This window comes from Pseudomonas nunensis (genome assembly GCF_024296925.1).
In the GTDB taxonomy this organism is placed as follows: Bacteria; Pseudomonadota; Gammaproteobacteria; order Pseudomonadales; family Pseudomonadaceae; genus Aquipseudomonas; species Aquipseudomonas nunensis.
In genome coordinates this window covers 3,445,332-3,467,647 of the sequence record NZ_CP101125.1, presented here as the reverse complement: position 1 = coordinate 3,467,647, position 22,316 = coordinate 3,445,332, and the positions used below count along the sequence as shown (strand labels likewise).

The following is a 22,316-nucleotide window of genomic DNA, read 5'->3' as shown; positions in this document are numbered from 1 at the left end:
ATTCACCGCAAGCACACTCAACTCTACAAGGAATACCACCATGAAAAAGCTCGCCACCGCCGCACTGTCCCTGTTCCTGGCCATGGGCGTCGCCAGCGTCTACGCCGCCGACACCATGAGCAACGACAGCATGAGCAAAGACTCGATGTCCAAAGACGCCATGTCCAAAGACACCATGAAAAAAGACACGATGAAAAAGGACAACATGGCCAAGGACACGATGAAAAAAGACAGCATGTCCAAGGACAACATGAGCAAGGACACCATGAAGAAAGACAACATGTCCAAGGACAACATGAGCAAAGACACCATGAAAAAAGACGCCATGTCGCAGTAACCCAAGCCACCCCAAATCCCCTGTGGGAGCGGGCTTGCTCGCGAAAGCGGTGTGTCAGTTAACGCAAATGCTGACTGACACGACGCCTTCGCGAGCAAGCCCGCTCCCACAGGTTTTTGTGCCGATCACACAGGGCATTACCTGAACTCATACCCTCATGACTTTTAATGGTTACAGCCCCGCCAACCCCCAGTGTTAAAAAATCGCAAACACAGCTCATCAACAACAAAAAAGAGCGTTTGCAACCATGACCAAGCCCCACTGCCGCGTCCCCGCCAGCCCCTCGCTGCGCTCTTCGAACCCCGACTTTTGCCTCGCGATCTTCACGATTCGCGTGCGCTTCTGATCATCCAAAAAATCCAAAAAGAGAATTGCCCCATGAAAGAACTCGACCTGTACATCGGTGAAGGTTTCGAAGGCCCAGGCGTGAACGCCGCGCACATCAACATCCTGATCGGGCCGCGCAACGGTCCGGCGGGGCAGGCGTTTGCCAATAGCCTGGCGTCGCCAAGCCAGGGCCATTGCCCGTTCATGGTGATCGCGCAGCCGAACATCCCGGTCAAGCCGATGACGCTCTACGTCAACAAGGCCGCGATCAGCAGCGACCTGCACGGCAACGCCACTTGGGGCGCCTCCCAGGCCGGGATCGCCAAGGCTGTTCTGGAAGCGCTGCTGGACGGCACCTTGCCGCCGGAAGCCGAGGACGAGTGGGCGATTGTGACGGCCAACTGGGTCAACCCGGCCTGCGATGACCTCGATGCGGTGTACCTGAACAACTACAACGCCTGCCGCACCGCGATCCGCGCCGCCCTGACCGGCAAGCCGGAAACCGCGCAACTGGCGGATGTGGTCGATCACATTAGCAACCCTTTCTACACGCCAAAAGCCTGAGGTCCGCGCCATGCAATACATTCGTTTGGGCAACTCCGGCCTGCAAGTCTCCCGCCTGTGCCTGGGCACCATGAACATGGGCACCCCGGACTGGAAACCGTGGATTTTCGATGAGAAACAGAGCGAGCCAATCGTCGCTCACGCCCTCGATAACGGGGTGAATTTCATCGACCTGGCGGACTTCTATTCCGCTGGCGTCGGCGAGGAAGTAGTGGGGCGCATCGTCAAACGCCTGGCCCGTCGCGAAGACCTGGTGATCACCACCAAGGTCGGCTACGGCACCCGCAACGGCATCAATGCCAGCGGTCATTCACGCAAGCACATCATGGACAGCATCGACGCTTCGCTGAAGCGTCTGAACATGGATTACGTCGATGTGTTCATGCTGCATTACTTCGACGTGAACACCCCGGTTGAAGAAACCATGAGCGCCATGAATGACATCGTGCGCTCCGGCAAGGCCCGTTACATCGGCGTGTCGACCATGCTCACCGGGCAACTGGCGAAGATTCTCATGGCCTGCGAGCGCAATGGTTGGGTCAAGCCGATCAACATGCAACTGCAACTGAACTGCGCCTACCGCGAAGAAGAGCGCGAGATGATTCCGTTCTGCCGCGACCAGGGCCTCGGCGTCTCGGTGTTCAGTCCGCTGGCCCGTGGCTTGCTGACCGGCGACGTGCAATCGACCCGCAACCAGACCGACTTTTTCACCCAACAAATGTACAGCGACGAAGCCTCGTTCGAGATCGCCCATTCGGTGCAGCGCGTGGCTCGTGCCCGTGGCGTGTCGAACGCGCAGATCGCCCAGGCCTGGGTCGCCAATCATCCGGGTGTCGATTGCATGCTGGTCGGCGCCGACACCACCGCGCAGTTCGACAGTGCCCTGGCAGCCTTGGAAACCAGGCTCGACGCCGAAGAACTGCATGAGCTGGAACGCAACTACACGCCGTGCGACGTGATCAACGATTACACCGCCGGCAAACGCATCCTGCGCTCGGCCCGTCCGGCGCTGGAACGCTTTACTCTGACCGAGGCCGTGGCATGAGCGCGCTGATCCGTAACGGCAATTTCATCGATGGCCAATGGTCCAGCGGTGGTCCCACGTACCCGGTGCTGAACCCGGCCAACGGCGAACTCATCGCCGAAGTGCAAAAGGCTGGCGCTGAAGAAACCAACCTCGCGATTGCCGCCGCCAACCGTGCCTTGCCAGCCTGGCGCAAGCTGACCGCGAAGGAGCGCAGTCAGAAGCTCAAGCGCTGGAGCGAGCTGATGCTGAGCAATCAGAAGGACTTGGCCACATTGCTCAGCCGCGAGCAAGGCAAACCCTTGGCCGAAGCCATGGGCGAAGTGGTCTACGCAGCGAGTTTTCTGGAGTGGTTCGCCGAAGAGGCCAAGCGCGCTTACGGCGATGTAATTCCTAGCCACAAGGCTGACGCGCGGATCATCGTGGTCAAGGAAGCCATCGGTGTGGTCGCGGCGATCACACCGTGGAACTTCCCGCTGGCGATGGTCACCCGCAAGGTCGGCCCGGCGCTGGCGGCGGGTTGCACGATGATTCTCAAGCCTTCGGAAGAAACCCCGCTGTCAGCCTTCGCCCTGGCGGTGCTGGCCGAGCAGGCGGGCATTCCGGCCGGTGTGTTCAACATCGTCTCGGGTGACGCGGTGGCGATTGGCGGGGCGCTGCAAGCCTCCGGCATCGTGCGCAAACTGTCGTTCACCGGCTCCACCCGCACCGGTAAACTGCTGATGCGCCAGGCTGCCGACACCCTGAAAAAAGTCTCGCTGGAACTGGGCGGCAACGCGCCGTTCATTGTGTTCGACGACGCCGACCTGGACGCCGCCGTCAAAGGCGCCATGGCTTCGAAATTCCGCAACACCGGGCAGACCTGCGTTTGCGTGAATCGCTTCTTTATTCAGGACGGCGTCTACGAAGCCTTCACGGGCAAACTCGCCGAAGCGGTCGCGGCAATGCGCGTCGGCAGTGCACTGGACGGTGAGACCGAGCAAGGTCCGCTGATCAACGCGGCGGCATTGGCCAAGGTTGAACTGCATGTCGGCGACGCCTTGGAGAAGGGCGCCCAGCTGTTGTGCGGCGGTCGTCGGCATGCCCTCGGCGGTACGTTCTATGAGCCGACCATCCTCACCGAAGCCAACAGCGACATGCTGATCGCCCAGGACGAAACCTTCGGCCCGGTGGCCGCGTGCTTCCGCTTCAAAGACGAGGCCGAAGTGTTGCAGCGGGCCAACGACACGCCTTACGGGCTGTCGGCGTACTTCTACAGCCGCGACATCGGCCGCGTCTGGCGCATGGCCGAAGGCCTGGAAGCCGGCATGGTCGGGATCAACGAAGGGATCATCTCCACGGAAGTCGCGCCGTTCGGCGGCATCAAAGAATCGGGCCTCGGCCGCGAAGGCTCCAAATACGGCCTGGAAGACTACCTGGAAATCAAATACCTGTTGATGGGCGGGCTCTAACCCTCACCCATAACCAATGTGGGAGCGGGCTTGCTCGCGAAGGCGGTGTATCAGTTGGCATTGATGGTGCCTGACACACCGCTTTCGCGAGCAAGCCCGCTCCCACAGGTAAAAGAAAGATCGGTTTCATTTCTCCGTCAATAACAACAATTGGAGATTTACATGTCCGTACAACCGGTAAAAATCGACGACCTGCCCATCGGGCGCTTTCACCTCAAAATCGCCGGCCTGACCTTCGGCGCGCACTTCACCGACGGCTACATCCTCGGCCTGATCGGCATCGCCTTCACCCTGCTCAGCCCGCAGATGCACCTCGATGCATTCTGGCAGGGCCTGATTGGTGCCTCGGCGCTGATTGGCCTGTTCCTCGGCAGCCTGTTCTTCGGCTGGATCTCCGACAAAGTCGGCCGGCAGAAAATCTTCCTGGTCAGTTTTGTGCTGATCACCATAGCCTCAGTGATGCAGTTCTACGCCGAAACCGCTATGCAATTGTTCCTCTGCCGGGTGCTGATCGGCATTGGCCTGGGCGGTGATTTCAGCGTCGGCCACGCGATGCTCGCCGAGTTCTCGCCGAAGAAACATCGCGGCGTGTTGCTCGGTTCGTTCAGCGTGATCTGGACTTTCGGCTACGTTGCCGCGACCTTCGTCGGCACGGCGATGCTCAACCTCGGCGACGACGCCTGGCGCTGGATGCTGGCCTCGTCGGCCATCCCGGCGGCGTTGATCCTGATCGCCCGCATTGGCACGCCCGAGTCGCCACGCTGGTTGGTCAATCAAGGACGCATCGCCGAAGCCCGGGCCATCGTCAAAAAACACCTGGGCGATAACGTCGAACTCGACGAAACCCGCTCCACCGAAACCCGTTCCGGCTACGCCGTGCTGTTCAGTCGTGAATACCGCAAACGCACGGCGTTCAATTGCCTGTTCTTCGTGTGCATCGTGATGCCGTACTTCGCGATCTACACCTTCCTGCCGTCGATCCTGCAGAAGATGGGCCTGGCGGAAGGGTTTGGTACCGAGCTGATGCTGAACCTGCTGCTGATCCTCGGCGCGCTGATCGGGATCTGGTGCACGGTGAAGTTCTCCCGTCGGGGCTTCTTGATCAACTCGTTCATCATCCTGGCGGTGGCGTTGTTTCTGCTGGCGGTGTTGCCGGGCAGTGCGGCGTTCCTGATGGTGTTGGTGTTTGGTCTGTTCACGCTGGTGTTGTCGGCGGTGAGCAACCTGGTCGGCGTATTCCCGGCCGAGAGCTTCCCGACCGAAGTGCGCGCTAGCGGAATTGGCCTGGCCACGGCGGTGAGTCGTCTGGGCTCGGCGGTCAGTACGTTCCTGTTGCCGGTGAGTGTGGCGGGGATCGGGTTGAGCCCGACCATGGGGATTCTTGCGGCGATCCTGGCACTGGGCGCAATGATTTCCTGGGCGTGGGCGCCGGAAACCAAATCCCTGACACTGAGCCAGGCGTGCAAGGTGCAGAGCCCGGTGGAGAGTGGGGCGCCGGTGGCCGTCAAAGTCGCAGCCCCGGTTTAATCCAGTCACCCCAATATCTTGTAGCAGCTGCCGAGCCTGCGAGGCTGCGTTCGGCGGCGAAGCCGTCGTAAACCCTATGCATGCGGTTTACCTGACACATCGCGGAGTCGGATTTCACGACGGCTTCGCCGCCGAACGCAGCCTCGCAGGCTCGGCAGCTGCTACAGACCCAACCACTCCGTAAACAACCGTACCTTCGACAATCCCAATTTGTCATTCGCCACATCCAGCCAATACCCATACGGCCCGATCACTTCTACGGGAGTGATCGGCAACAAACTGCCATTGGCCAGTTCCTTTTCGATCATCTGCCGATCAATCACCGCCAACCCGCCACCGGCCAGCGCCGTGTGGATCACTTGGTCGAGGGTGCTGAATTCCAGCCCTTGCCCCGCATCGATATCGTCACGGCCCATCGCCGCCAGCCAGTTCTCCCACACCTTCAAACGCCTGCCATCGTGCAGGATGTGCAGCAGCGGAAACTGCCGCAGGTCCGGCGGTTGACCATTGATAAACAACTCCGGGCTGGCCACCGCCATGTGGCGTTCCATCACCAGTAACTGGCTGCTGCATTGGCTGTCGGCTTCGAGGCCGAAACGGATGTGGCAGTCGATTTCCGCGAGGTTGTCGTGGCCGGTTTGGTGGGTCACGCTCAGGCTGATGTCCGGGTAGCGCTGGCAGAATGCACGCAAGTGCGCCGACAGCCAGCGCGTGGCCCAGGTTGGTGGCGCGACGATGCGCAGGCGCTGGCGCAGATTGGGCACGCGCACCGCTTGCAGGGCACGTTCGATGTGATCGAAGGCGTCGCTTAAATGCGGGGATAGGGCGAGGCCGGTTTCGGTCAGTGACAGGCCTTGCGGCGTGCGGATGAACAGGGCCACGCCGAGGTAATCTTCGAGCTGCTTGATCTGACGGCTGACCGCGCCTTGGGTAACGTTCAGACCCAGCGCCGCCTGGCTGAAACTGCGATGCCGCGCGACTTCTTCAAAGACCCGCAGCATGTTGAGCGAGGGCAGTTGACGCATGGAAGGGTGACTCCATACCTGACGCCGATGCGGGGCAGGTTTATTGTTTTTGGTGATGGTTTTGTAGGGCGTATCTGACTCCTGTGGCAGGGGCTGATGCAAGTGGTGTTTGGGCTAAAGTCTTCGCGGGCAAGCCTCGCTCCTACAAGGAACACTCAATCCCCTGTAGGAGCGAGGCTTGCCCGCGAGGCGTCCTCAAAAACGCCAAAGAATCCGGATCAGAAGTAATACCCAATGTTCATATACAACTGATTCTCCCAGTGGTCAGTCCCGCCAGCCCCCAAACTCTGGGTGTAGCTGCTACCGCCGATATACGGATCATTCTTGCCATACAACCACTCCGTCGCGATCCACAGTTTGCTGAAGGAAAACGACGTACCGAGGATCATCCGCTGCGAGGTCTTGAACTCATCGGCGGATTTGTCGAAGGCGCTGTAGTTGGCGTACAGCTTCACGCCGCTGACCAGATCGAACAGGTATTTGCCGCTGACGTCGTAGCTCAGATCTGCCACGTACAGGTTGCCGCGACTGGCGACGTTGTAAGTGCCGTCGTAACCGCCGAGGGTCACCACTTCATCGGTGCCGGCGTTGCGCGGCGACATCTGCTGGCGTGCCGCTTGCAATTGCACGCCCCACGGGCCGTTCTTGCCGAGGTAGTGCACGGCCACGGCGTTGCGCCGGCCGTCGTTGTCGGTGTCCTTGTTCTCTAACGTTGAAGTCAGGCCGGAAATACCGACTTCAGATTTCCACGGCCCCAGGTCCAGCGCCTTGGCCACCCGCAGCACCACGGTGTTGCGTTCCTGGTTGTCGCTGCCGTCGCCCACATAGCTGTCGGCCCCGGACACCACGCTGGAATAGGTCACGCCTTTGCTGGTGCCTTTGCCTTGCCACGCCGGGCGCAAGTAGTAACCGGCCTGGATGTTCCAGTCGCCGCTTTGCTGGATGTACTTGGCGCCGACCTGTTGCACATCTTCCAGGCCGATGACATTGCCCAGGGTTTCGTAGAAGGTGCTGCCGAAGTACGGCTGCAAGCCGAACGGCACCGTGTTCAGGCCGACTTGCACTTGCTGGTCGGGGTTGAACTTGTAGCCGGCCCAGGCGAACTTGGCGAACTGAATGTCGCCGTAGTTCTTGGTGTACTGGTAAGGGTAGGAGCGTCCGTAAAAACGGTATTGCGCCTCACCGATCCAGGTGTCGGAGTTGTACTTGGCGCTGAGGAACACCGTGTCCAGGCCAAACTTCTGGATGTCGCGATCCGGGTCGTAGTCCCAGCGGGCGCGAATGGCGCCGCCGAGGTCGAGGTTGTCGGTGACTTGGACCGCCATGGCCGGCGCCGCGAAGGCACCGAGCAGTGGAATCAAAACGATGGAACGGACCGCAATCGGGGTGGTTGTGCGCACAGTCATACTCCTGATTTTTTAGTTATCGTTGGCAACAGCAACCCATGCCGCAGCGAACGCTGCGACCTGGGGAAAGGGTTATGAGGTCAGTTGGCCTGAGGTCGGATCAGCCTCAGCGGTGGTTCAGCGACGGGCACTACCGGGATCGCCGAAGCACCGGGCGCCGCCGCCAGCAGGGTCTGGGTGTAGGTGTTTTGCGGTCGCAAAAGCACCTGCTGCGCCGTGCCGTACTCCACCACTTCGCCCTGGCGCATCACCGCGATGTAGTCACTGATCTGCGCCGCCACGCGCAGGTCGTGGGTGATGAACAAAATGCTCAGGTTCAGGCGCTGTTGCAGTTCGGCGAGCAGCTCCAGGACTTGTTTTTGCACCGAGACATCCAGCGCCGAGACGCTTTCATCGGCGATCAACACTTCCGGGCGCATCGCCAAGGCCCGGGCGATACCGATGCGCTGGCGCTGGCCGCCGGAGAACTGCCGGGGCTTGCGCTTGAGGGCGTCACGCTTGAGCCCGACCTGTTCCAGCAAGTCACCGGCCTCGGTCCACGCGTCCTTGGCCGATAACCCACGCAGTTGCGCCGCGCGGGCGATGATGTCGCCGACCCGATGCCGTGGATTCAGCGAGCCGTACGGGTCCTGGAAAATCATCTGGATCCGCCGCCGATTGGCCGCCAGGGCCGAGCCGCGCAGCGCGAGGAAATCCGTGTCACCGACCCACACGTGGCCGCTGTCGCTGTCCACCAGACGAATCGCCGCTTTCACCAATGTGCTCTTGCCCGAGCCGGATTCGCCGACAATCGCCAATGTTTTGCCCCGTGGCAATTGCAGCGAGACATCCTTGAGCGCCGGCACCAGGCGGCCGCCGACGTTGTAGGTTTTGGTCAGGTGCTCGATGCGCAACGCCAGCTCCCCATCGGCGCACGGTGCGTGCAACTCCGGGTGCAGCGCCGGCACGGCGGCGATCAACTTGCGGGTGTACGGGTGTTTTGGTGCATTGAGCACTTGATCGCGCTCGCCGATTTCCACCAACACACCGTCCTCCATCACGGCGATGCGGTCGGCGATTTCCGCCACCACGCCGAAGTCGTGAGTGATGAACAAAATGCCGTGCTGACCGCGACCGCGCAGGTCTCGCACCAGTTTCAACACTTGGGCCTGAGTGGTCACGTCCAGCGCCGTGGTCGGTTCGTCGGCAATCAACAAATCCGGGTTCATCGCCAGCGCCATGGCAATCACCACCCGTTGGCATTGGCCGCCGGAGAGTTGATGCGGGAAGCTGTTGGCGATCCGTGGCGGGTCGGGCAATTGGGTCGAATCGAGCAGGGCGAGCATGCGTTCGCGGCGCTCGGCGGCCGGCATGCTCGGTGCGTGAATGTCGAAGATTTCTTCGACTTGCTGGCCGATGCGAATCGCCGGGTTCAGCGCCGCCATCGGCTCCTGGAAAATCATCGCGATACGGTTGCCACGCAAGCGGCGCAGGGAGTGTTCGTCCATGCGGCAAATGTCGTCACCGAGAAAGTCGATCACCCCATCGCTGTGGCGCAGGCCCTTGGCGTAATCACCCATGATCGCCGCCGAGAGCACCGATTTGCCGGAGCCGGATTCACCGATCACACAGAGGATTTCACCCTTGCGCACGTCGAGGCTGATGCCCTTTACGGCGTGGCTGCGATCAGCACCGGCGGGCAATTCGATGGAGAGGTTTTCCACGCGTAATACTTGCAACTGACTCATGCTCAGCTCCTTGCGCCTTTCTGGGCGTGTTCGTCCAGACCGTCCGCCAACAGGCTCAGGCCCAGCATCAGGGTGGAGATGGCAATGCACGGGAAGATCACCAGGTGCGGGAAGGCGATGGCCATGCTGCGGCCTTCGTTGATCATGCCGCCCCAGTCGGGTGTGGGCGGCGGCAGGCCGAGGCCGAGGAAGCCGAGGGCACCGATCATGATCGCGGTGTAGCCGATTCGCAGGCAGAAATCGACGATCAACGGCCCGCCACAGTTCGGCAGGATTTCCATCAGCATGATTCGCAGCGAGCCTTCGCCCTGGGTGATGGCGCTGAGCACGTAGTCCCGGGAACGAATGTCGATGGTCAACGCACGCATGATCCGGAAAATTGCCGGGGCGCTGGTGAAGGTCACCGCGATCAGGATGTTCAACGCCGAGGCGCCGAGGGCGATGATGATCACGATGTACAACACCAGCACCGGGAACGACAGCACGGTGTCGGCGACATAGGACAACAACCCGTCGACCCAGCCATTGAAGTAGCCGGCGCACAGGCCCATGGCGATGCCCACGGCGAATGCGGTGAGCGTGGCGAGAATCGACCAGAACAACACCGTGCGGGTGCCCCAGATCAGCCTCGAGAGAATGTCCCGACCAATCATGTCAGTGCCCAGCAGAAAGCTCATGCCGTTGCCATCCGGGGTCATCGGCGTCAGCAGCGGGGTAAAGCTTTCCAGGGGATCGTGGGGCGCCAGCCACGGAGCAAAAATCGCCATCAACACCCAGCCGCCGACCAGCAGCAAACCGAGCAACGCCAAGGGATGTTTGAACGAGTTGAGGAAGTTCATTGGCCACCTCCGCCAAGACTGCGCAAGGTGATGCGCGGGTTGAGCCAGGTGTAGGCCAGGTCCGAGAAGATTTTGGTCGCGCCGACCACGATGCCGCTGATCATTGCGCAGGCTTCGATCAGGTACACGTCATGGTTCAGCGACGCGGTATAGAGCAGTGAACCGAAGCCTTTGTAGGCGAAGAACACCTCGACCACGATCACGTTCGACAGCAGCCAGGGGATGTACAACATGATCACCGTGATCGGTGCGATCAACACGTTGCGCAAGGCATGCCGCAGCACGATTCGTGAGGTTGACGCGCCTTTGAGGCGGGCGGTGCGGATGTACGGCGCCTGCATCACCTCGACCATCGAGGCCCGGGTGATCCGCGCCAGATAACCGATGCCGAACAGGCACAACACCATTAGCGGCAGCGCCAGCTCCACGGGGTTGAAGCCGTCGCTCATGCTGCTCACGCCCGGCAGCCAGTTGAGCCAGAAGACGAAGATCGCCGAGACGAACACCGCACTGGCGAAGTCCGGAATCGAAGTGGTGACGATCGACAGGAATGACACCAGCCGATCCACCGCCGAGCCTTGGCGAATCCCGGCCAGAATGCCGAGGGTCAACGCCACCGGCACCATCACCGCGAGGGCCAGGCCCGCGAGGATCAACGTTTGCCCGAGGTTCGGCAGCAACAGGTCGATCACCGGCTCGCGAAAGTGCACCGAAGTGCCCCAGTCGCCGCTGAGAAAATCCTTCAGCCACACCAGGTAACGCCAGACGAAGGGTTGGTTGTAACCGTGTTCCACCAGCCACGCGGCGCGCTGGTCGGCGGCGGAGTAGGGGCCGAGGACGTTGATCGCAACGTCTTCGATATTCAGTTCCAGGGCCAGGAACACGATCACCGACACCGACAACAGTGTTGCCGCCAGCGCCAATAACTTGCGCAATAGAAATTCAGCCATTCTCGCACGCTCCGGCTAATCAAGGGATGGCGGCCCAACCCACCGAGGTGGGCGAGCCGCATGAGGGGCGCTCGAATCAGGCGCTCAGCCAGACTTCATCCATTGGGTAGAAGTCCGACGGGTGAACCTGAAATCCCTGGACTTTCTTGCTCGCGGCGGTGAATTTGTCGCCCCAGAACGGCTGCACCATGACGCAGGCGTCTTGCAGGATTTGCTCGACGTTCTGCATGGCGGCCGCGCGTTGTTTCGGGTCGATGATGCCCATGGCATTATCGAGTGCAGCATCGAACGCCGGGTCGCTGTAGTGGCTCTCGTTCCAGGCTGCACCGCTGCGATACGCCAGTTCCAGCGACATCACGCCGAGTGGCCGATGCGCCCAGTAGGTGAGGCTGAACGCGGCTTTGTCCCAGATTGGCCAATACTGGGTGGCCGGGATCACTTTCAGGTTGATGCGGATGCCGGCTTCGGCGCAGTTTTGTTGCAGGATCTGCGCGCAGTCCTGTTCGTAACGGCCCTGGGTGTTGCCGACGATCAGGTCGATGTCGATGCCGTTCGGGTGGCCGGCCTCGGCGAGAAGTTTCTTCGCGCCCGCGACGTCCCTCGCTCGTTTGGGCAACGGAAAGTATTCCGGGTGCGACGGTGCGACGTGATGGTCTTCGCCCAGGGTGCCCATGCCGCGATAGGCAATTTTCAGCATCTGTGCGTTGTCGGCGCACAGCACAACGGCTTTGCGAATCCGCACGTCGTCGAACGGTTTCTGGTCGCAGGCCATGCGCATGACGATGGTTTGCGCCGACTTACAGGTGAGCAACTGCGCCCCCGGCAAGCGTTTGGCCAGGTCGAGTTCGGCCACGGTCACCCGGTACAGCACGTCCACTTGCCCGGCCTGTAATGCCGCGAGGTGGGTGGAGATGTCGGTGCCCATGTCGACGTAACGCAACTCGTCGAGGTTGGCCGGTTTGCGCCAGTAATCGGCACGCTTGGCGAAGGTCGCCTGCTTGTTGACCGCGAACGACACCAGTTTGAACGGTCCGGTGCCCAGCGGGTTTTTCGCCCAATCGTCACCGGCCTTGAAGCTGCGATGGACGATGGCGCAGGTGAAGGCGTTGAGCATTTCCGGGATCGCCAGCATCGGCCGCTTGAGCACCAGGCGGAACTGGAAGTCGCTGACTTTTTCGAAGGCGCTGATGTCCTGGAACGCGGTGCGGTTGACCGACTTGGAGTCAGCGGCAATCCAGCGCTGGATGTTGTGCTGCACGTCCTCGACATTGAACGTGTCGCCGTTGCTCCACTTCACGTCCTGGCGCAGGTTGAAGGTCCAGGTCTTGAGGTCTTCGGACGGGCTCCAGCTTTCGGCCAGGTACGGGTGGGTGATGTTGTCGGCGTCGACCCAGGTCAGATATTCCAGGGAGTTGCGCAGCAGGTTCGAGGCTTCGATCCAGGTGATCAACATCGGGTCCTGTATTTCCTGGATGGCGCAAGCAAACCGCAGGCTGCCGCCCTGACGCGGCGTGACCGCATCGGCAGCACGAGCAGAATTGCCCAGCAACGCAGAACCTAGGAAGGTGCTGGCGCTGGCGGCGGTGATGCCCAGCAGCGCGGCGGTGCGCAGGAATTGCCGGCGATTGATCTCGCCACGTTTGACTTGGGTGCACAGGTCGTTTACCGCTGGATGCGGCAGGGTGCCGTCCAGTGTCATTAACTCTTTCATATGCCTCTCCGATAACGTGCAAAAAATGCGTTTTTCGACTGGCCGCTGGGTGGGGCGAGCGGCAGACGCGGTCGGTTTTCGATGAACCGAAACTGTCAGTGGCAGGTACCGCGAAGGCACAGGCACGACAGGCGTGAAGCCAGCAGAAGATCAAGGCGCAACGAAATCAGGAGGTCGGAAATGGGGTAGGACATAGGGCTGCTCTCATGTTGTTTTTATTAGAGATGCCCGCAGTTTTGTCATCTGGGCAAAGATCGACAAACGATAAATTCAACGGTGAAACGTTCGATAAATGCATGTTACTGACCGTAAGGAAGACGCCGCTTCGAAAGCGTTGCGCCCGGAAAATTGGAGGCGGCCGTTTACCGCGCGTGTTTGCGACCGCTATGCATGTCTTCTGTAGCCGCCGCCGAACGCTCCTGTAGCAGCTGCCGAAGGCTGCGTTCGGCTGCGAAGCAGTCGCAAAACGGTGCGACCACATTCTTCCTGCTGCCCCGCATTGGCTGGATGACGACTGCTTCGCAGCCGAACGCAGCCTTCGGCAGCTGCTACAGGGGTTCGCGTTTCCAGGGGACCCGCGTGGGGTCACCCATGCGTTGGAATCAACGCGGCATCAGGCGCGGATCGAACGGGTAGTCGGAGAGCAGTTCGATACCGTTTTCGTGGATGTAGATCTGTTCTTCGAGCTTGACCCCTTCGCCGCCTTCATCGTGGCCGATGTAGCTTTCCACGCAGATGGTCATGCCGGCTTCGAACACGCCGTCGTAGCCCAGCGCATCGATGTCTTCGCGGTGCACCACGTACGGGTATTCACCGGTCATGCCAACGCCATGCGCCAGGGCGAAGTAACGGTTGGCCTTGTAGTTATCCGGGATCTTCCACGCCAATTCGGCGTATTCCTTGAAGCTGCGTCCGGCCTTGAGCATTTCCATGTTGGTCTGCACTTGCTCGTAGGCCAGTTTGTACAGCTCCTGTTGCTTGGCGGTCGCGGCTTGCTCACCGCAGAGGAAGGTCCGCGAGAAGTCGGCGTAGTAGCCGAAACGCCCGACCACGTCGGTGTCCAGCGCCACCAGGTCACCGGCCTCGATCGGCCGGGTGCTGCATTCCTGGAACCATGGATTGGTACGCGGCCCCGAGGACAGCAGGCGGGTTTCCACGTAATCGCCATCGGTGGCGATCACGTGCTGGTGCAGGTGCGACCACAGTTCGTTTTCGCTGATGCCCGGCACGAGTTTGCTTTCCATCAGGCGCACCCCGGCCTCGGTGGCACGCAGACTGGCGCGGATCATCTTCAGCTCGTTCGGCACTTTGATGCAGCGCGCGCGTTCCAGCGGTTCCTGGGCGTCGAAGATCTGATAGCCGAGTTTTTGCAGTTCGAAGGCGGCGGCCGAGGTCGCGCTTTCGATGGCGATGCGTTTGTTGCCGCCGCCGCATTTGCGCACCAGTTCATCGATCTCGGCGGCCCATTCGGCGGTGACGTTATTGAGGAAGCTGTCGCAGAAGTAATAGGAAATGGCTTTGGCCGGACGCACTTCGTCGACAGTGTTGAGCTGTTCTGCCAGGTGCAGGCAACCGCCGAACTCAAAGATCACCACCGGGCCTTCCGCCGGGATAAAGGCATACCGTGCCGGGTTGCGCGCCGAGTACACCTGCATGTTGCGCGAGCCGGTGGCGTAGCGCATGTGGGTAGGGTCGAACAGCACGCACGCGGCGTAGTCGCGTTTTTTCAGTTCATTGCGCACCCGTTGCAAACGGTCGAGCTGGATTTGCTGGATTTCGTCGTAGGTCGGTTCGCAGTCGGCGGGGTTGCGGTTAGGGCCGGACAGACTCATGGGGTGTTCCTCGCAGGGCAAATACAGTTGGTTTTTTCTAGGAATTTTTGGGCGAATCAGTCGAGCAACTGGTCGCTGCGCACCAGGTTGCGTTCGGCTTGCAGGTGGGCTTCGGACAGACGTCCGTAAAGCTGCTTGGTGCGCTGGGCGCGGCCGATGATCCCGGGCTTTTCCGAGTAGGCGAAGATCGCGGTATTACGCTCGGTGGCGCCCTCGACACGGGTTACCCGGTGCACCGAGAAGCGGCCTTTGAAGATCTGCAAATCCCCGGGGTTGAGTTCCAGTTCCTGCACGCGGCTGCGGTCATCGCCGCGCACGACTTTGCCCACCGCGCCGAGGTTTTCCTGAGTGCGGGTGCGGATCATCGGCGCGTACTCGAACAAGCCTCCGGCCTCAGGCTTCTGGGTCATCATGCTGACGATGAATTCGTTGGTGTCGAAGTGCCAGGGCTGCTGGGTGCCCTCGGGCATGACGTTAATCACCAGGCCGGCGAACGGGTCGGCGTATTCGAATATCTCCGGTTCGTTCAGGCAGGCGCCGATAAAGCGCTTCATCATCGGCGAGACGTACAAGCGATGAATGATCGCGTCCGGGGCGATCATGTCCCGGGTCACGAAGCCGCTGGTGCGCTCCATGAATGTGCGGCGCGGGTCATCCTGGGGCAGAGCGGGGTCATCTTCGGTGAAGTAAGCGTTGACCTTGCGCACCGAGTAAAACGTCTTGCCCGACAGCGCCTGGCCTTCGGCGCGGGCCTGCTCCAGCGCCTCGGGCCGCAGGAAATTCTTCAGTAGGCAGCAGCCGTCCTCGGCCAGTTCGGCGCGGGCGTGTTCGATCAGCGCCTGTAATTGGACATGGCCCGAATCATGTATGGGGTACAACTCGGTATTAATGATGTCGCTGATATCGCCCACTTCGGCGTCGGCAAGTTGAAGGCTCATGCAAGTCTCCTGGAACTATCAATTAACAGTGTTTGGCGTTGAATCGATAGTTGCTTAAAGAGGTGCGAAGTGGAAATTACAAGTTGTGATCGAATCCATCGGCAGGGGCGATAGTTATGTCAGGCGAACTGGATGGGACCTTACTTAAAGTCTTTGTCGCGATTATCGAATGCCACGGATTTTCCGCGGCCGCCGAACGCCTGCATAAAACCCAATCGACCATCAGTCAAAGTTTGCAGCGGCTGGAAGAAATCGTCGGTACGCCGCTGGTGCAACGCACCAGTCGTTCGGTGAGCCTGACCCCCGGCGGCGAAACCTTTCTGATCTACGCCCGGCAGATCCTCAAGCTGCACGCCGATGCGATCAACGCCGTGCAGCAGCCTGACGAGCACGTGTGCATTCACGTCGGCATGCCCGAGGATTACGCCCAGTTCTGCCTGGCCGGGGTGCTACGCGACTTTCAGGCGCAGTTTCCTCAGGTGCGGCCGGACATTTGTTGCGAGATGTCGACCGCGCTGGTCGGCCGTTTGCAGCGCGGCGAACTGGATCTGGTGCTGGGTGTGCAGCACGCCAATCTGCAACCGGGGGAATACCTGTGCGACGAGCCGCTGGTGTGGGTGGCGGCTGAAGGGTGGTGCGCTGGCGAGGGCGAGTCGGTGCCGTTGGCGGTGTACGCCGAGGGCTGCGCCTTCCGGGCCAACGCGGTGCGGGCGCTGGCCGAGGCCGGGCGGCCGTGGCATGTGGTTTACACCAGCCAGAGCCCGCGGGGCATCGGGATCGCCATCGAGCAGGGCCAGTCTGTGGGCGTTACGGCGCGACGCCTGGTGCCGCCGGGTTGGCAGGTGCTGGATGACGCGCAGGGCTTCCCGCCGATCGACCCGGCGCAGTTGATGTTCTGGCGTTCAGCTCAGTCTCAGGCGCCGGCGGTCGAGGCGCTGGTGGAGATTTTCAGCCGCGAGTTGAGCCGTTCAGAGTGGCTGGCCGAGCGCGGGCTCGCGGGATTGGCGACGGGCCATCAACCCCAGCAATAACAGGCTGGCCGCCACCCAGCAGGCGATCCAGCCGTGCACCAGGGCGAACTGCCCGGTGGCTTGCAGCAGCCAGCCGCACAGCCAATTGGCGGTAGCGCTGCCCAGGCCATAACCGACCATGCTCAGGCTCACCACTTGCAGACTCTGCACCGGATTCAAGCGTGCGCTGAGGTAGGCGGCCATCAAACCCCAGGCCGGGAAATAGAACAGCGCGAACAATCCGGCCGCCAACCAAGTCAGGCCCAGGCTCGGCTGCCAGAGCAGGGCCAGCATCGCCGTGCCGAACGCGCCGATGCTCAACGCCATGACCCGCAATGCGCCCCAGCGATCCGCCAATGCACCCAGGAGCAAACCACCGACAACGCCGCCGATGCCGATCAGCGTCCACAGTGAACCGGTGATTTGCGCGGTGGCGCCCAGGCGTTCGCTGGCGAAAGCTGAGAGGAAGTTGAGGAACGGTCCGCTGATCCCGCCGATAAAAGCACTGAGTAGCAGAATATGCAGCGCCACCGGGTGCTCCAGGCACAGGTGCAGCCATTGCCGAAGGACCCGGCGCAATGAAGGCGGGCGACCGGGCTTGAGGTCTTGCTGTTTAGCGAGCGGGGCGAGGGCCCAGAAGGTCAGTGCGGTGACGATCAACGTCAGCGCGGAGCAGATCAGCCAGAAGTGCGTCAACGAGATACCGTGCAGCAAAGCGATCAACACGCCGTTGAGGCAAATTGCAAACGCCGCCCCGGAAGACGCCAGCCCCAGCACGCGGCTGCGATGGGAGGCCGGGATCACCTCGCAGGCCAGCGCCGCGATCGCGTTCCAGTTCGACACCGCACAAGCCGAAACCAGTGCCAGGCACAGCGCAAACGGCAGCACCCAGGGTGTAACGACCGCCAGGGCCAGCAGCGCCGGGCTCAAGGCCATCGTCAGGCGCACCATGTTGCGCGGGCTGATCCACGCCGCCGCGATGCCGCTGACAATCGATGCGCCCATATAGAACAGCTGCAACAGCGCCGCGATAAACGCAGCCTGGCTGTAGCTCAGGTTGAACACCTGGCGGATCTCGGGTAATAACGCCGAATACAGGAAGATGCTGAAACCGTGGGTGGTGGCGTTACAGGCCGTGAAGATGAGCGCCAATAGGCCAATACTTCTGGCAGGTGAATTAACAGTAGGCGGCATATATTCGGCTCGGATTAATTGCAACAGGATGGGGCGAAGTTGAACGTTTCGCCCTATGTAAGTGCGGCGGTGTATTGCGGTGTTTAATTAAAAGCAGACTAGCGTTTATATAAAGAAAACAGCCAGTGCTTAATAGTCATGAGTGTGCGGCGAAATACTCATGCTATTTATGCGTGAGCGACAGTTTCCCAATCAGAAAACGACCCCGTTGATGCAACGCAGATCAAATGTGGGAGCGGGCTTGCTCGCGAAAGCGGTGTATCAGCCAAAACAAGGTCGACTGACACACCGCCTTCGCGAGCAAGCCCGCTCCCACACACAGCCAACCCACATCCGCTTCAAATCACCGTGCACAACACAAAAATGCATGTTACTCAGGAAATTTCCCACGAGCCGTGGGATGCTTGGCGCTCGTCAGCCCTTGCGCGAGTCCTGTCCATGAAACGCAAAATGCCCGCGCTCAATGCGCTCAAAGCCTTCGAAGTGGCCGGCAGCACCGGCAGCTTTACCCGGGCGGCGGAGTTGCTCAATGTCACCCAGAGCGCGGTCAGCCGCCAGGTGCGCCAGCTCGAGGAACAGCTGGGCGAAAACCTGCTGGAACGCCGGCATCATCACCTCGAACTGACCAGTGCCGGCCGGGTGTTGCTGCGGGCGCTGCACCAGTCTTTCGACAAGATCGAGCTGACGGTGCGCAGCATCCAGCAGAAATCTCACGCCAATCGTCTGCACATCAACGCGCCGCCGACCTTCACCAGCCGCTGGCTGATGCCGCGCCTGGGACGCCTGCGCGAGAAGCACCCGGAACTGGAGTTGAGCATTACCACCCGTCTGCAGGACAGCCTGGCGGAAACCAGCACCCTGGACTGTGCGATCCGTTTTGGCGATGGCGAATGGGATGGGCTGGACAGTTCGCTGCTGATCCAGGAACGGCACATCGCGGTGTGCGCGCCGTCACTGTATTCACGGGAGTGGAGCGAGGGTGGCATCGACCTCAATCGCCTGACGTTGCTGCATGTACTGGCTCGGGAAGACCAGCGCTACCTGACCTGGAAACACTGGCTGGATGCGGCGAAAATCAGCGGCGTCGACACCCAGGGCGGTTATGAATTCGATCTGCTGGACCTGGCGATTCGCGCGGCGACTGACGGTTTGGGCATCACTATCGCCGACTGGCACATGGTCGCACCGGAACTGGCCAGCGGGCAGTTGACCCAAGTGCTGAACGTGCACGTGGAAGGGCATCAATCCTATTGGCTGGTGACCCGGCCGGAGCAGACCCTGAATCCGCAATTGCAGGTGTTCAGCCAGTGGTTGCAGGAAGAAATCTGGTTAGCGCAACGCCAACTCGAACCGTCCACCGCCGCCAGCTAACCACACCAAACCCCCTGTGGGAACCCATCGTCTATAGGGGTAACCTGCATTTTTCGAATGTTACCCCGCTCAATAAATCGTTTGTTCAACCCGGCCCGGATGCCAAGACTGCGGGAACTGGATAAAAACAACGATGGGCGATGCACATGCGACTCGAGCGAAACTTTGTAAACGGTCACTTCATTGAGCCTGCCAGCGATGCGCTGATTGCAGTCTACAACCCGGCGACCGAAGCCTTGGTCGGCCACGTCTCGGCGGCCACCGGTGCTGAAGCCACCGCCGCCGTCGACGCCGCAGCCGCTGCCCAGAAGCTCTGGGGCAAGCTCACCAGCATCGAACGCGCCGAACACCTGCGCGCATTCGCCGACGCCCTGGACGCCTGCGCCGAGAATATCGGTGCAGCGCTGGCCGCCGAATCCGGCAAGAGTGTCAGCGACGCGAGCAACGAAGCCCGCTACGCCGCGCAGATCACCCGTTACCACGCGGAGTGGGCGCGGCGGATCGAAGGCGAGATCATTCCCAGCGACAGCCCCAACGAAAACCTGTTCCTGCACCGCGAGCCGATTGGCGTGGTCGCGTGCCTGATTCCGTTCAACTACCCGGTCTACACCTTGCTGCGCAAAATCGCCCCGGCGCTGATTGCCGGCAACACTGTGGTGGTGCGCCCGAGCAACAACACTCCGACCTCGGCGTTTGAAATCGCCAAGGCTGTGCAGCAATCCGGTTTGCCGGCCGGTGTGGTGAATATCCTGACCATGGACCACGCCACTGCCGCCGCCGTTTGCACCCACAAAGCCGTCGGTTTGATCACCCTGACCGGTAGCGTCAACGCCGGGCGCATCGTGCTCGATTACTGCAAGGCCAACATCGCCAAGCCATCGCTTGAACTGGGCGGCAAAACCCCGGCGATCATCGAAGCCGACGCCGATCTGGAAGCCGCCGCCAGCGCCATCGTCGCGTCCAAGACCACCCACTGCGGCCAGTTGTGCACGGCGGTGGAGCGGGTCTACGTGCAGGAAAGCGTCTACGACCAGTTCCTCGCGCTGCTCAAAGCCAAGATCAGCGCCGTGCAGTTCGGCGACCGCGCCACTGACGCCAGTCTGATGGGCCCGTTGGTCAACGCCAGTTCTCGGCAGAACATCCACGCCATGGTCGAGCGCGCCATCGCCGACGGTGCTGTACTGGAAACAGGCGGTTTTATTCCTGAAGGCCACGGTCATTTCTACCCGCCGACACTGCTGAGCAACTGCCGCCAGGACATGGAAATCATCCAGGAAGAAATCTTCGGCCCGGTGTTGCCGGTGCTCAAGTACCGCGACATCGACGAAGCGCTGGCCATGGCCAACGATCACCAATTCGGCCTGTCCTCGGTGCTGTACACCGAGAACTACCGCACCACGATGAAAGTCGCCAACGCCATCGAGGCCGGCGAGTTGTACGTCAATCGCACCCCGGCCGACCCGTACCAGGGCTTCCACGCCGGTTGGAAACGTTCCGGCCTGGGCGGCGATGACGGCAAGCACGGCATGCTCGAGTTCACCCAGACCCGACTGGTCGTCATGAAGTATTGATCCACGTGCAGCACCTCTCTCGCTTATGTGGGAGCGGGCTTGCTCGCGAAGGCGGTGTGTCAGTCGATACATCAATAGCCTGATCCACCGCTTTCGCGAGCAAGCCGGCTCCCACAAAGGCCTGAGTACACCTGAGATATATAAAAACAATTATCAGAGCGCCCAGACCACTGGGCGCCAGAGGTCTACTCGATGTCCAAGCCTGCAACCACTGTTGCCGCTGTTCAGGGTTCGAACGCGGGTTCAAAAAGCCACAGTGACAAGGGAAGTCGCTACATCCAATTGATGCTGCTGGTACTGGCCGCTGGTGCGATCTACCCGATCCTGTACCTGCGCCAGGTCTACCAGACCACCATGCTCGAAGTGTTCCAGATCAACCACAGCGAGCTGGGTTATCTGTACTCGATGCTCGGCACGATTTTCCTGCTCAGCTACTTGCCGAGCGGTTGGCTGGCGGACAGGATTGCCCCGCGTTTCCTGATCTTTTTCTCGCTGGTGGCCACTGGCGCCTTGGGCCTGTGGTACTCCACCGCGCCGTCGATGACTGGTTTGATGATCATCTTCGGGTGCTGGGGCCTGACCACCGGCCTGACGTTCTGGGCCTCGGTGCTCAAGCGCGTGAAGATGATTGCCCATCACACGGAACAGGGCCGGTTCTTCGGCATCCTCGATGGCGGTCGCGGGCTGGTGGAAGCCTTGCTGGCGACGGTCGCGCTGGGACTGTTTGCCTTCGCGACCGAAACCCGTGGCGAGTCCGCCGCTGAAGGTTTCAAGCACGTGGTTTACCTCTACGCCTTTACCTGTATCGCCATCGGCTGTGTGCTGGTGCTGATCAAGGATCCGAAGTCGATGGACGACACCGGGGCGGTGGAGAAGGGCAAGTACAACCTGCTCAGCGACCTGGCGACGTTGGTGAAAATCCCTGAACTGTGGCTGGTCACCGCCATCGTGTTCTGCGGTTACCACATCTTCTGGGCCACCTACAGTTTCTCGGATTATCTGCAGGGTGGCGGGATGACTGCGGTCATGGCCGGCACCATCACCACCATCAAGCTGTGGATGCGCCCGATTGGCGGCGTCGGCGGTGGCTGGCTCGGTGACAAGTTCTCGAATATCTCGGTGCTGATCGTGGCGTTGCTGCTCGCGTCGTTGGCGATGGTCGGCCTGATCGTGTTCCCGGCGCTCAACAGCATGGGCCTGCTGATCGGCACGGTGATCTTCATCGGCCTGATGACCTACGCGATTCGCGGTTTGTACTGGGCGATCCTCGACACCTGCAACATTCCGCTGCGCATCACCGGCCTGGCCATCGGCATTGTCTCGGTGGTCGGTTACCTGCCGGACGCCTTTATTCCCTTGATCAACGGCTACCTCACCGAGCATTTCCCCGGTGCCTTTGGTTACAAGCTGTATTTCGGCTACATCGCTTTCGTCGGCCTGCTCGGGACCCTTGCGGCCCTGACCTTGCGCGCCCGAATCAATCGTAAATCTTTGAAAAAAACAGGTGCCTGA

Annotated in this window: 18 protein-coding genes; 9 read left to right on the top strand and 9 right to left on the bottom strand. The window is 60.9% G+C overall.

From position 1 onward, the window contains the following. Positions 1 to 40: 40 nt before the first annotated feature. The 5 genes from NK667_RS14765 (at position 41) to NK667_RS14745 (ending at position 5,230) form a co-directional block, all read left to right on the top strand. A complete protein-coding gene (locus NK667_RS14765) occupies positions 41 to 337 on the top strand; it encodes a pentapeptide MXKDX repeat protein (RefSeq protein WP_054051639.1) in 297 nt (98 codons plus the stop codon). 378 nt (positions 338 to 715) lie between these two features. Beyond that, positions 716 to 1,228 (top strand): formaldehyde-activating enzyme, encoded by a 513-nt coding sequence (fae, locus tag NK667_RS14760; RefSeq protein WP_054615233.1) that lies wholly within the window; start codon positions 716 to 718, stop codon positions 1,226 to 1,228. A gap of 10 nt (positions 1,229 to 1,238) precedes the next feature. Beyond that, the gene (locus NK667_RS14755) at positions 1,239 to 2,273 is read left to right on the top strand and encodes an aldo/keto reductase (RefSeq protein ID WP_054615232.1); all 1,035 of its coding nucleotides are present in this window, start codon (positions 1,239 to 1,241) and stop codon (positions 2,271 to 2,273) included. Next, positions 2,270 to 3,703, top strand: coding sequence for an NAD-dependent succinate-semialdehyde dehydrogenase (locus NK667_RS14750; RefSeq protein WP_054051634.1), 1,434 nt, complete (start codon positions 2,270 to 2,272; stop codon positions 3,701 to 3,703). Before NK667_RS14755 ends, NK667_RS14750 begins: the two co-directional genes overlap by 4 nt. A 162-nt stretch (positions 3,704 to 3,865) precedes the next feature. After that, positions 3,866 to 5,230, top strand: coding sequence for an MFS transporter (locus tag NK667_RS14745; protein WP_054615231.1), 1,365 nt, complete (start codon positions 3,866 to 3,868; stop codon positions 5,228 to 5,230). 161 nt (positions 5,231 to 5,391) lie between these two features. Here NK667_RS14745 and NK667_RS14740 read toward each other — a convergent pair whose 3' ends face one another. From NK667_RS14740 to NK667_RS14705, 8 genes are all read right to left on the bottom strand, one after another. Beyond that, positions 5,392 to 6,255, bottom strand: coding sequence for a LysR substrate-binding domain-containing protein (locus tag NK667_RS14740; RefSeq protein WP_054615230.1), 864 nt, complete (start codon positions 6,253 to 6,255; stop codon positions 5,392 to 5,394). A 218-nt stretch (positions 6,256 to 6,473) separates the two neighbouring features. Further along, positions 6,474 to 7,661 carry a hypothetical protein gene (locus tag NK667_RS14735; RefSeq protein ID WP_054052769.1) on the bottom strand — a complete coding sequence of 396 codons (1,188 nt, stop codon included), beginning with the start codon at positions 7,659 to 7,661 and terminating at the stop codon, positions 6,474 to 6,476. 80 nt (positions 7,662 to 7,741) lie between these two features. After that, positions 7,742 to 9,388: a dipeptide ABC transporter ATP-binding protein gene (locus NK667_RS14730; protein ID WP_054615229.1), complete on the bottom strand. Its 1,647-nt coding sequence runs from the start codon at positions 9,386 to 9,388 to the stop codon at positions 7,742 to 7,744. Between the two features lie 2 nt (positions 9,389 to 9,390). Then, positions 9,391 to 10,227, bottom strand: a complete 837-nt coding sequence (locus tag NK667_RS14725) for an ABC transporter permease (protein WP_054615228.1) — start codon at positions 10,225 to 10,227, stop codon at positions 9,391 to 9,393. Further along, positions 10,224 to 11,177, bottom strand: coding sequence for an ABC transporter permease (locus tag NK667_RS14720; RefSeq protein ID WP_054052764.1), 954 nt, complete (start codon positions 11,175 to 11,177; stop codon positions 10,224 to 10,226). The genes NK667_RS14725 and NK667_RS14720 overlap by 4 nt, the downstream gene beginning before the upstream one ends. 76 nt (positions 11,178 to 11,253) lie before the next feature. After that, a complete protein-coding gene (locus tag NK667_RS14715; RefSeq protein ID WP_054615227.1) occupies positions 11,254 to 12,888 on the bottom strand; it encodes an ABC transporter substrate-binding protein in 1,635 nt (544 codons plus the stop codon). 602 nt (positions 12,889 to 13,490) lie between these two features. Beyond that, a complete protein-coding gene (locus tag NK667_RS14710) occupies positions 13,491 to 14,720 on the bottom strand; it encodes a M24 family metallopeptidase (protein WP_054052760.1) in 1,230 nt (409 codons plus the stop codon). A gap of 56 nt (positions 14,721 to 14,776) precedes the next feature. Then, positions 14,777 to 15,658 (bottom strand): HalD/BesD family halogenase, encoded by an 882-nt coding sequence (locus tag NK667_RS14705; protein WP_054052758.1) that lies wholly within the window; start codon positions 15,656 to 15,658, stop codon positions 14,777 to 14,779. A gap of 116 nt (positions 15,659 to 15,774) precedes the next feature. Between NK667_RS14705 and NK667_RS14700 the strand changes: the two genes are divergently transcribed. Then, positions 15,775 to 16,689: a LysR family transcriptional regulator gene (locus tag NK667_RS14700; RefSeq protein ID WP_054052756.1), complete on the top strand. Its 915-nt coding sequence runs from the start codon at positions 15,775 to 15,777 to the stop codon at positions 16,687 to 16,689. Here NK667_RS14700 and NK667_RS14695 read toward each other — a convergent pair. Then, positions 16,627 to 17,862, bottom strand: a complete 1,236-nt coding sequence (locus NK667_RS14695) for an MFS transporter (protein WP_054615226.1) — start codon at positions 17,860 to 17,862, stop codon at positions 16,627 to 16,629. The two genes, NK667_RS14700 and NK667_RS14695, sit on opposite strands and share 63 nt — an antisense overlap. A 438-nt stretch (positions 17,863 to 18,300) precedes the next feature. Here NK667_RS14695 and NK667_RS14690 point away from each other — a divergent pair, with 438 nt between their 5' ends. The 3 genes from NK667_RS14690 (at position 18,301) to NK667_RS14680 (ending at position 22,316) form a co-directional block, all read left to right on the top strand. After that, positions 18,301 to 19,233, top strand: a complete 933-nt coding sequence (locus NK667_RS14690; protein ID WP_054052751.1) for a LysR substrate-binding domain-containing protein — start codon at positions 18,301 to 18,303, stop codon at positions 19,231 to 19,233. Positions 19,234 to 19,379: 146 nt separating this feature from the next. After that, entirely contained in the window at positions 19,380 to 20,804 is a 1,425-nt protein-coding gene (gene aldA, locus NK667_RS14685) for an aldehyde dehydrogenase (RefSeq protein ID WP_054616269.1), read from the top strand. A gap of 192 nt (positions 20,805 to 20,996) precedes the next feature. Then, positions 20,997 to 22,316: an MFS transporter gene (locus NK667_RS14680; protein ID WP_054615225.1), complete on the top strand. Its 1,320-nt coding sequence runs from the start codon at positions 20,997 to 20,999 to the stop codon at positions 22,314 to 22,316.

Excerpts from the sequence above, each read along its gene's own strand:
- NK667_RS14765 (WP_054051639.1), top strand. The coding sequence starts at position 41 with ATGAAAAAGCTCGCCACCGCCGCACTGTCCCTGTTCCTGGCCATGGGC.
- fae (WP_054615233.1), top strand. The coding sequence starts at position 716 with ATGAAAGAACTCGACCTGTACATCGGTGAAGGTTTCGAAGGCCCAGGC.
- NK667_RS14755 (WP_054615232.1), top strand. The coding sequence starts at position 1,239 with ATGCAATACATTCGTTTGGGCAACTCCGGCCTGCAAGTCTCCCGCCTG.
- NK667_RS14750 (WP_054051634.1), top strand. The coding sequence starts at position 2,270 with ATGAGCGCGCTGATCCGTAACGGCAATTTCATCGATGGCCAATGGTCC.
- NK667_RS14745 (WP_054615231.1), top strand. The coding sequence starts at position 3,866 with ATGTCCGTACAACCGGTAAAAATCGACGACCTGCCCATCGGGCGCTTT.
- NK667_RS14740 (WP_054615230.1), bottom strand. The coding sequence starts at position 6,255 with ATGCGTCAACTGCCCTCGCTCAACATGCTGCGGGTCTTTGAAGAAGTC.
- NK667_RS14735 (WP_054052769.1), bottom strand. The coding sequence starts at position 7,661 with ATGACTGTGCGCACAACCACCCCGATTGCGGTCCGTTCCATCGTTTTG.
- NK667_RS14730 (WP_054615229.1), bottom strand. The coding sequence starts at position 9,388 with ATGAGTCAGTTGCAAGTATTACGCGTGGAAAACCTCTCCATCGAATTG.
- NK667_RS14725 (WP_054615228.1), bottom strand. The coding sequence starts at position 10,227 with ATGAACTTCCTCAACTCGTTCAAACATCCCTTGGCGTTGCTCGGTTTG.
- NK667_RS14720 (WP_054052764.1), bottom strand. The coding sequence starts at position 11,177 with ATGGCTGAATTTCTATTGCGCAAGTTATTGGCGCTGGCGGCAACACTG.
- NK667_RS14715 (WP_054615227.1), bottom strand. The coding sequence starts at position 12,888 with ATGAAAGAGTTAATGACACTGGACGGCACCCTGCCGCATCCAGCGGTA.
- NK667_RS14710 (WP_054052760.1), bottom strand. The coding sequence starts at position 14,720 with ATGAGTCTGTCCGGCCCTAACCGCAACCCCGCCGACTGCGAACCGACC.
- NK667_RS14705 (WP_054052758.1), bottom strand. The coding sequence starts at position 15,658 with ATGAGCCTTCAACTTGCCGACGCCGAAGTGGGCGATATCAGCGACATC.
- NK667_RS14700 (WP_054052756.1), top strand. The coding sequence starts at position 15,775 with ATGTCAGGCGAACTGGATGGGACCTTACTTAAAGTCTTTGTCGCGATT.
- NK667_RS14695 (WP_054615226.1), bottom strand. The coding sequence starts at position 17,862 with ATGCCGCCTACTGTTAATTCACCTGCCAGAAGTATTGGCCTATTGGCG.
- NK667_RS14690 (WP_054052751.1), top strand. The coding sequence starts at position 18,301 with ATGAAACGCAAAATGCCCGCGCTCAATGCGCTCAAAGCCTTCGAAGTG.
- aldA (WP_054616269.1), top strand. The coding sequence starts at position 19,380 with ATGCGACTCGAGCGAAACTTTGTAAACGGTCACTTCATTGAGCCTGCC.
- NK667_RS14680 (WP_054615225.1), top strand. The coding sequence starts at position 20,997 with ATGTCCAAGCCTGCAACCACTGTTGCCGCTGTTCAGGGTTCGAACGCG.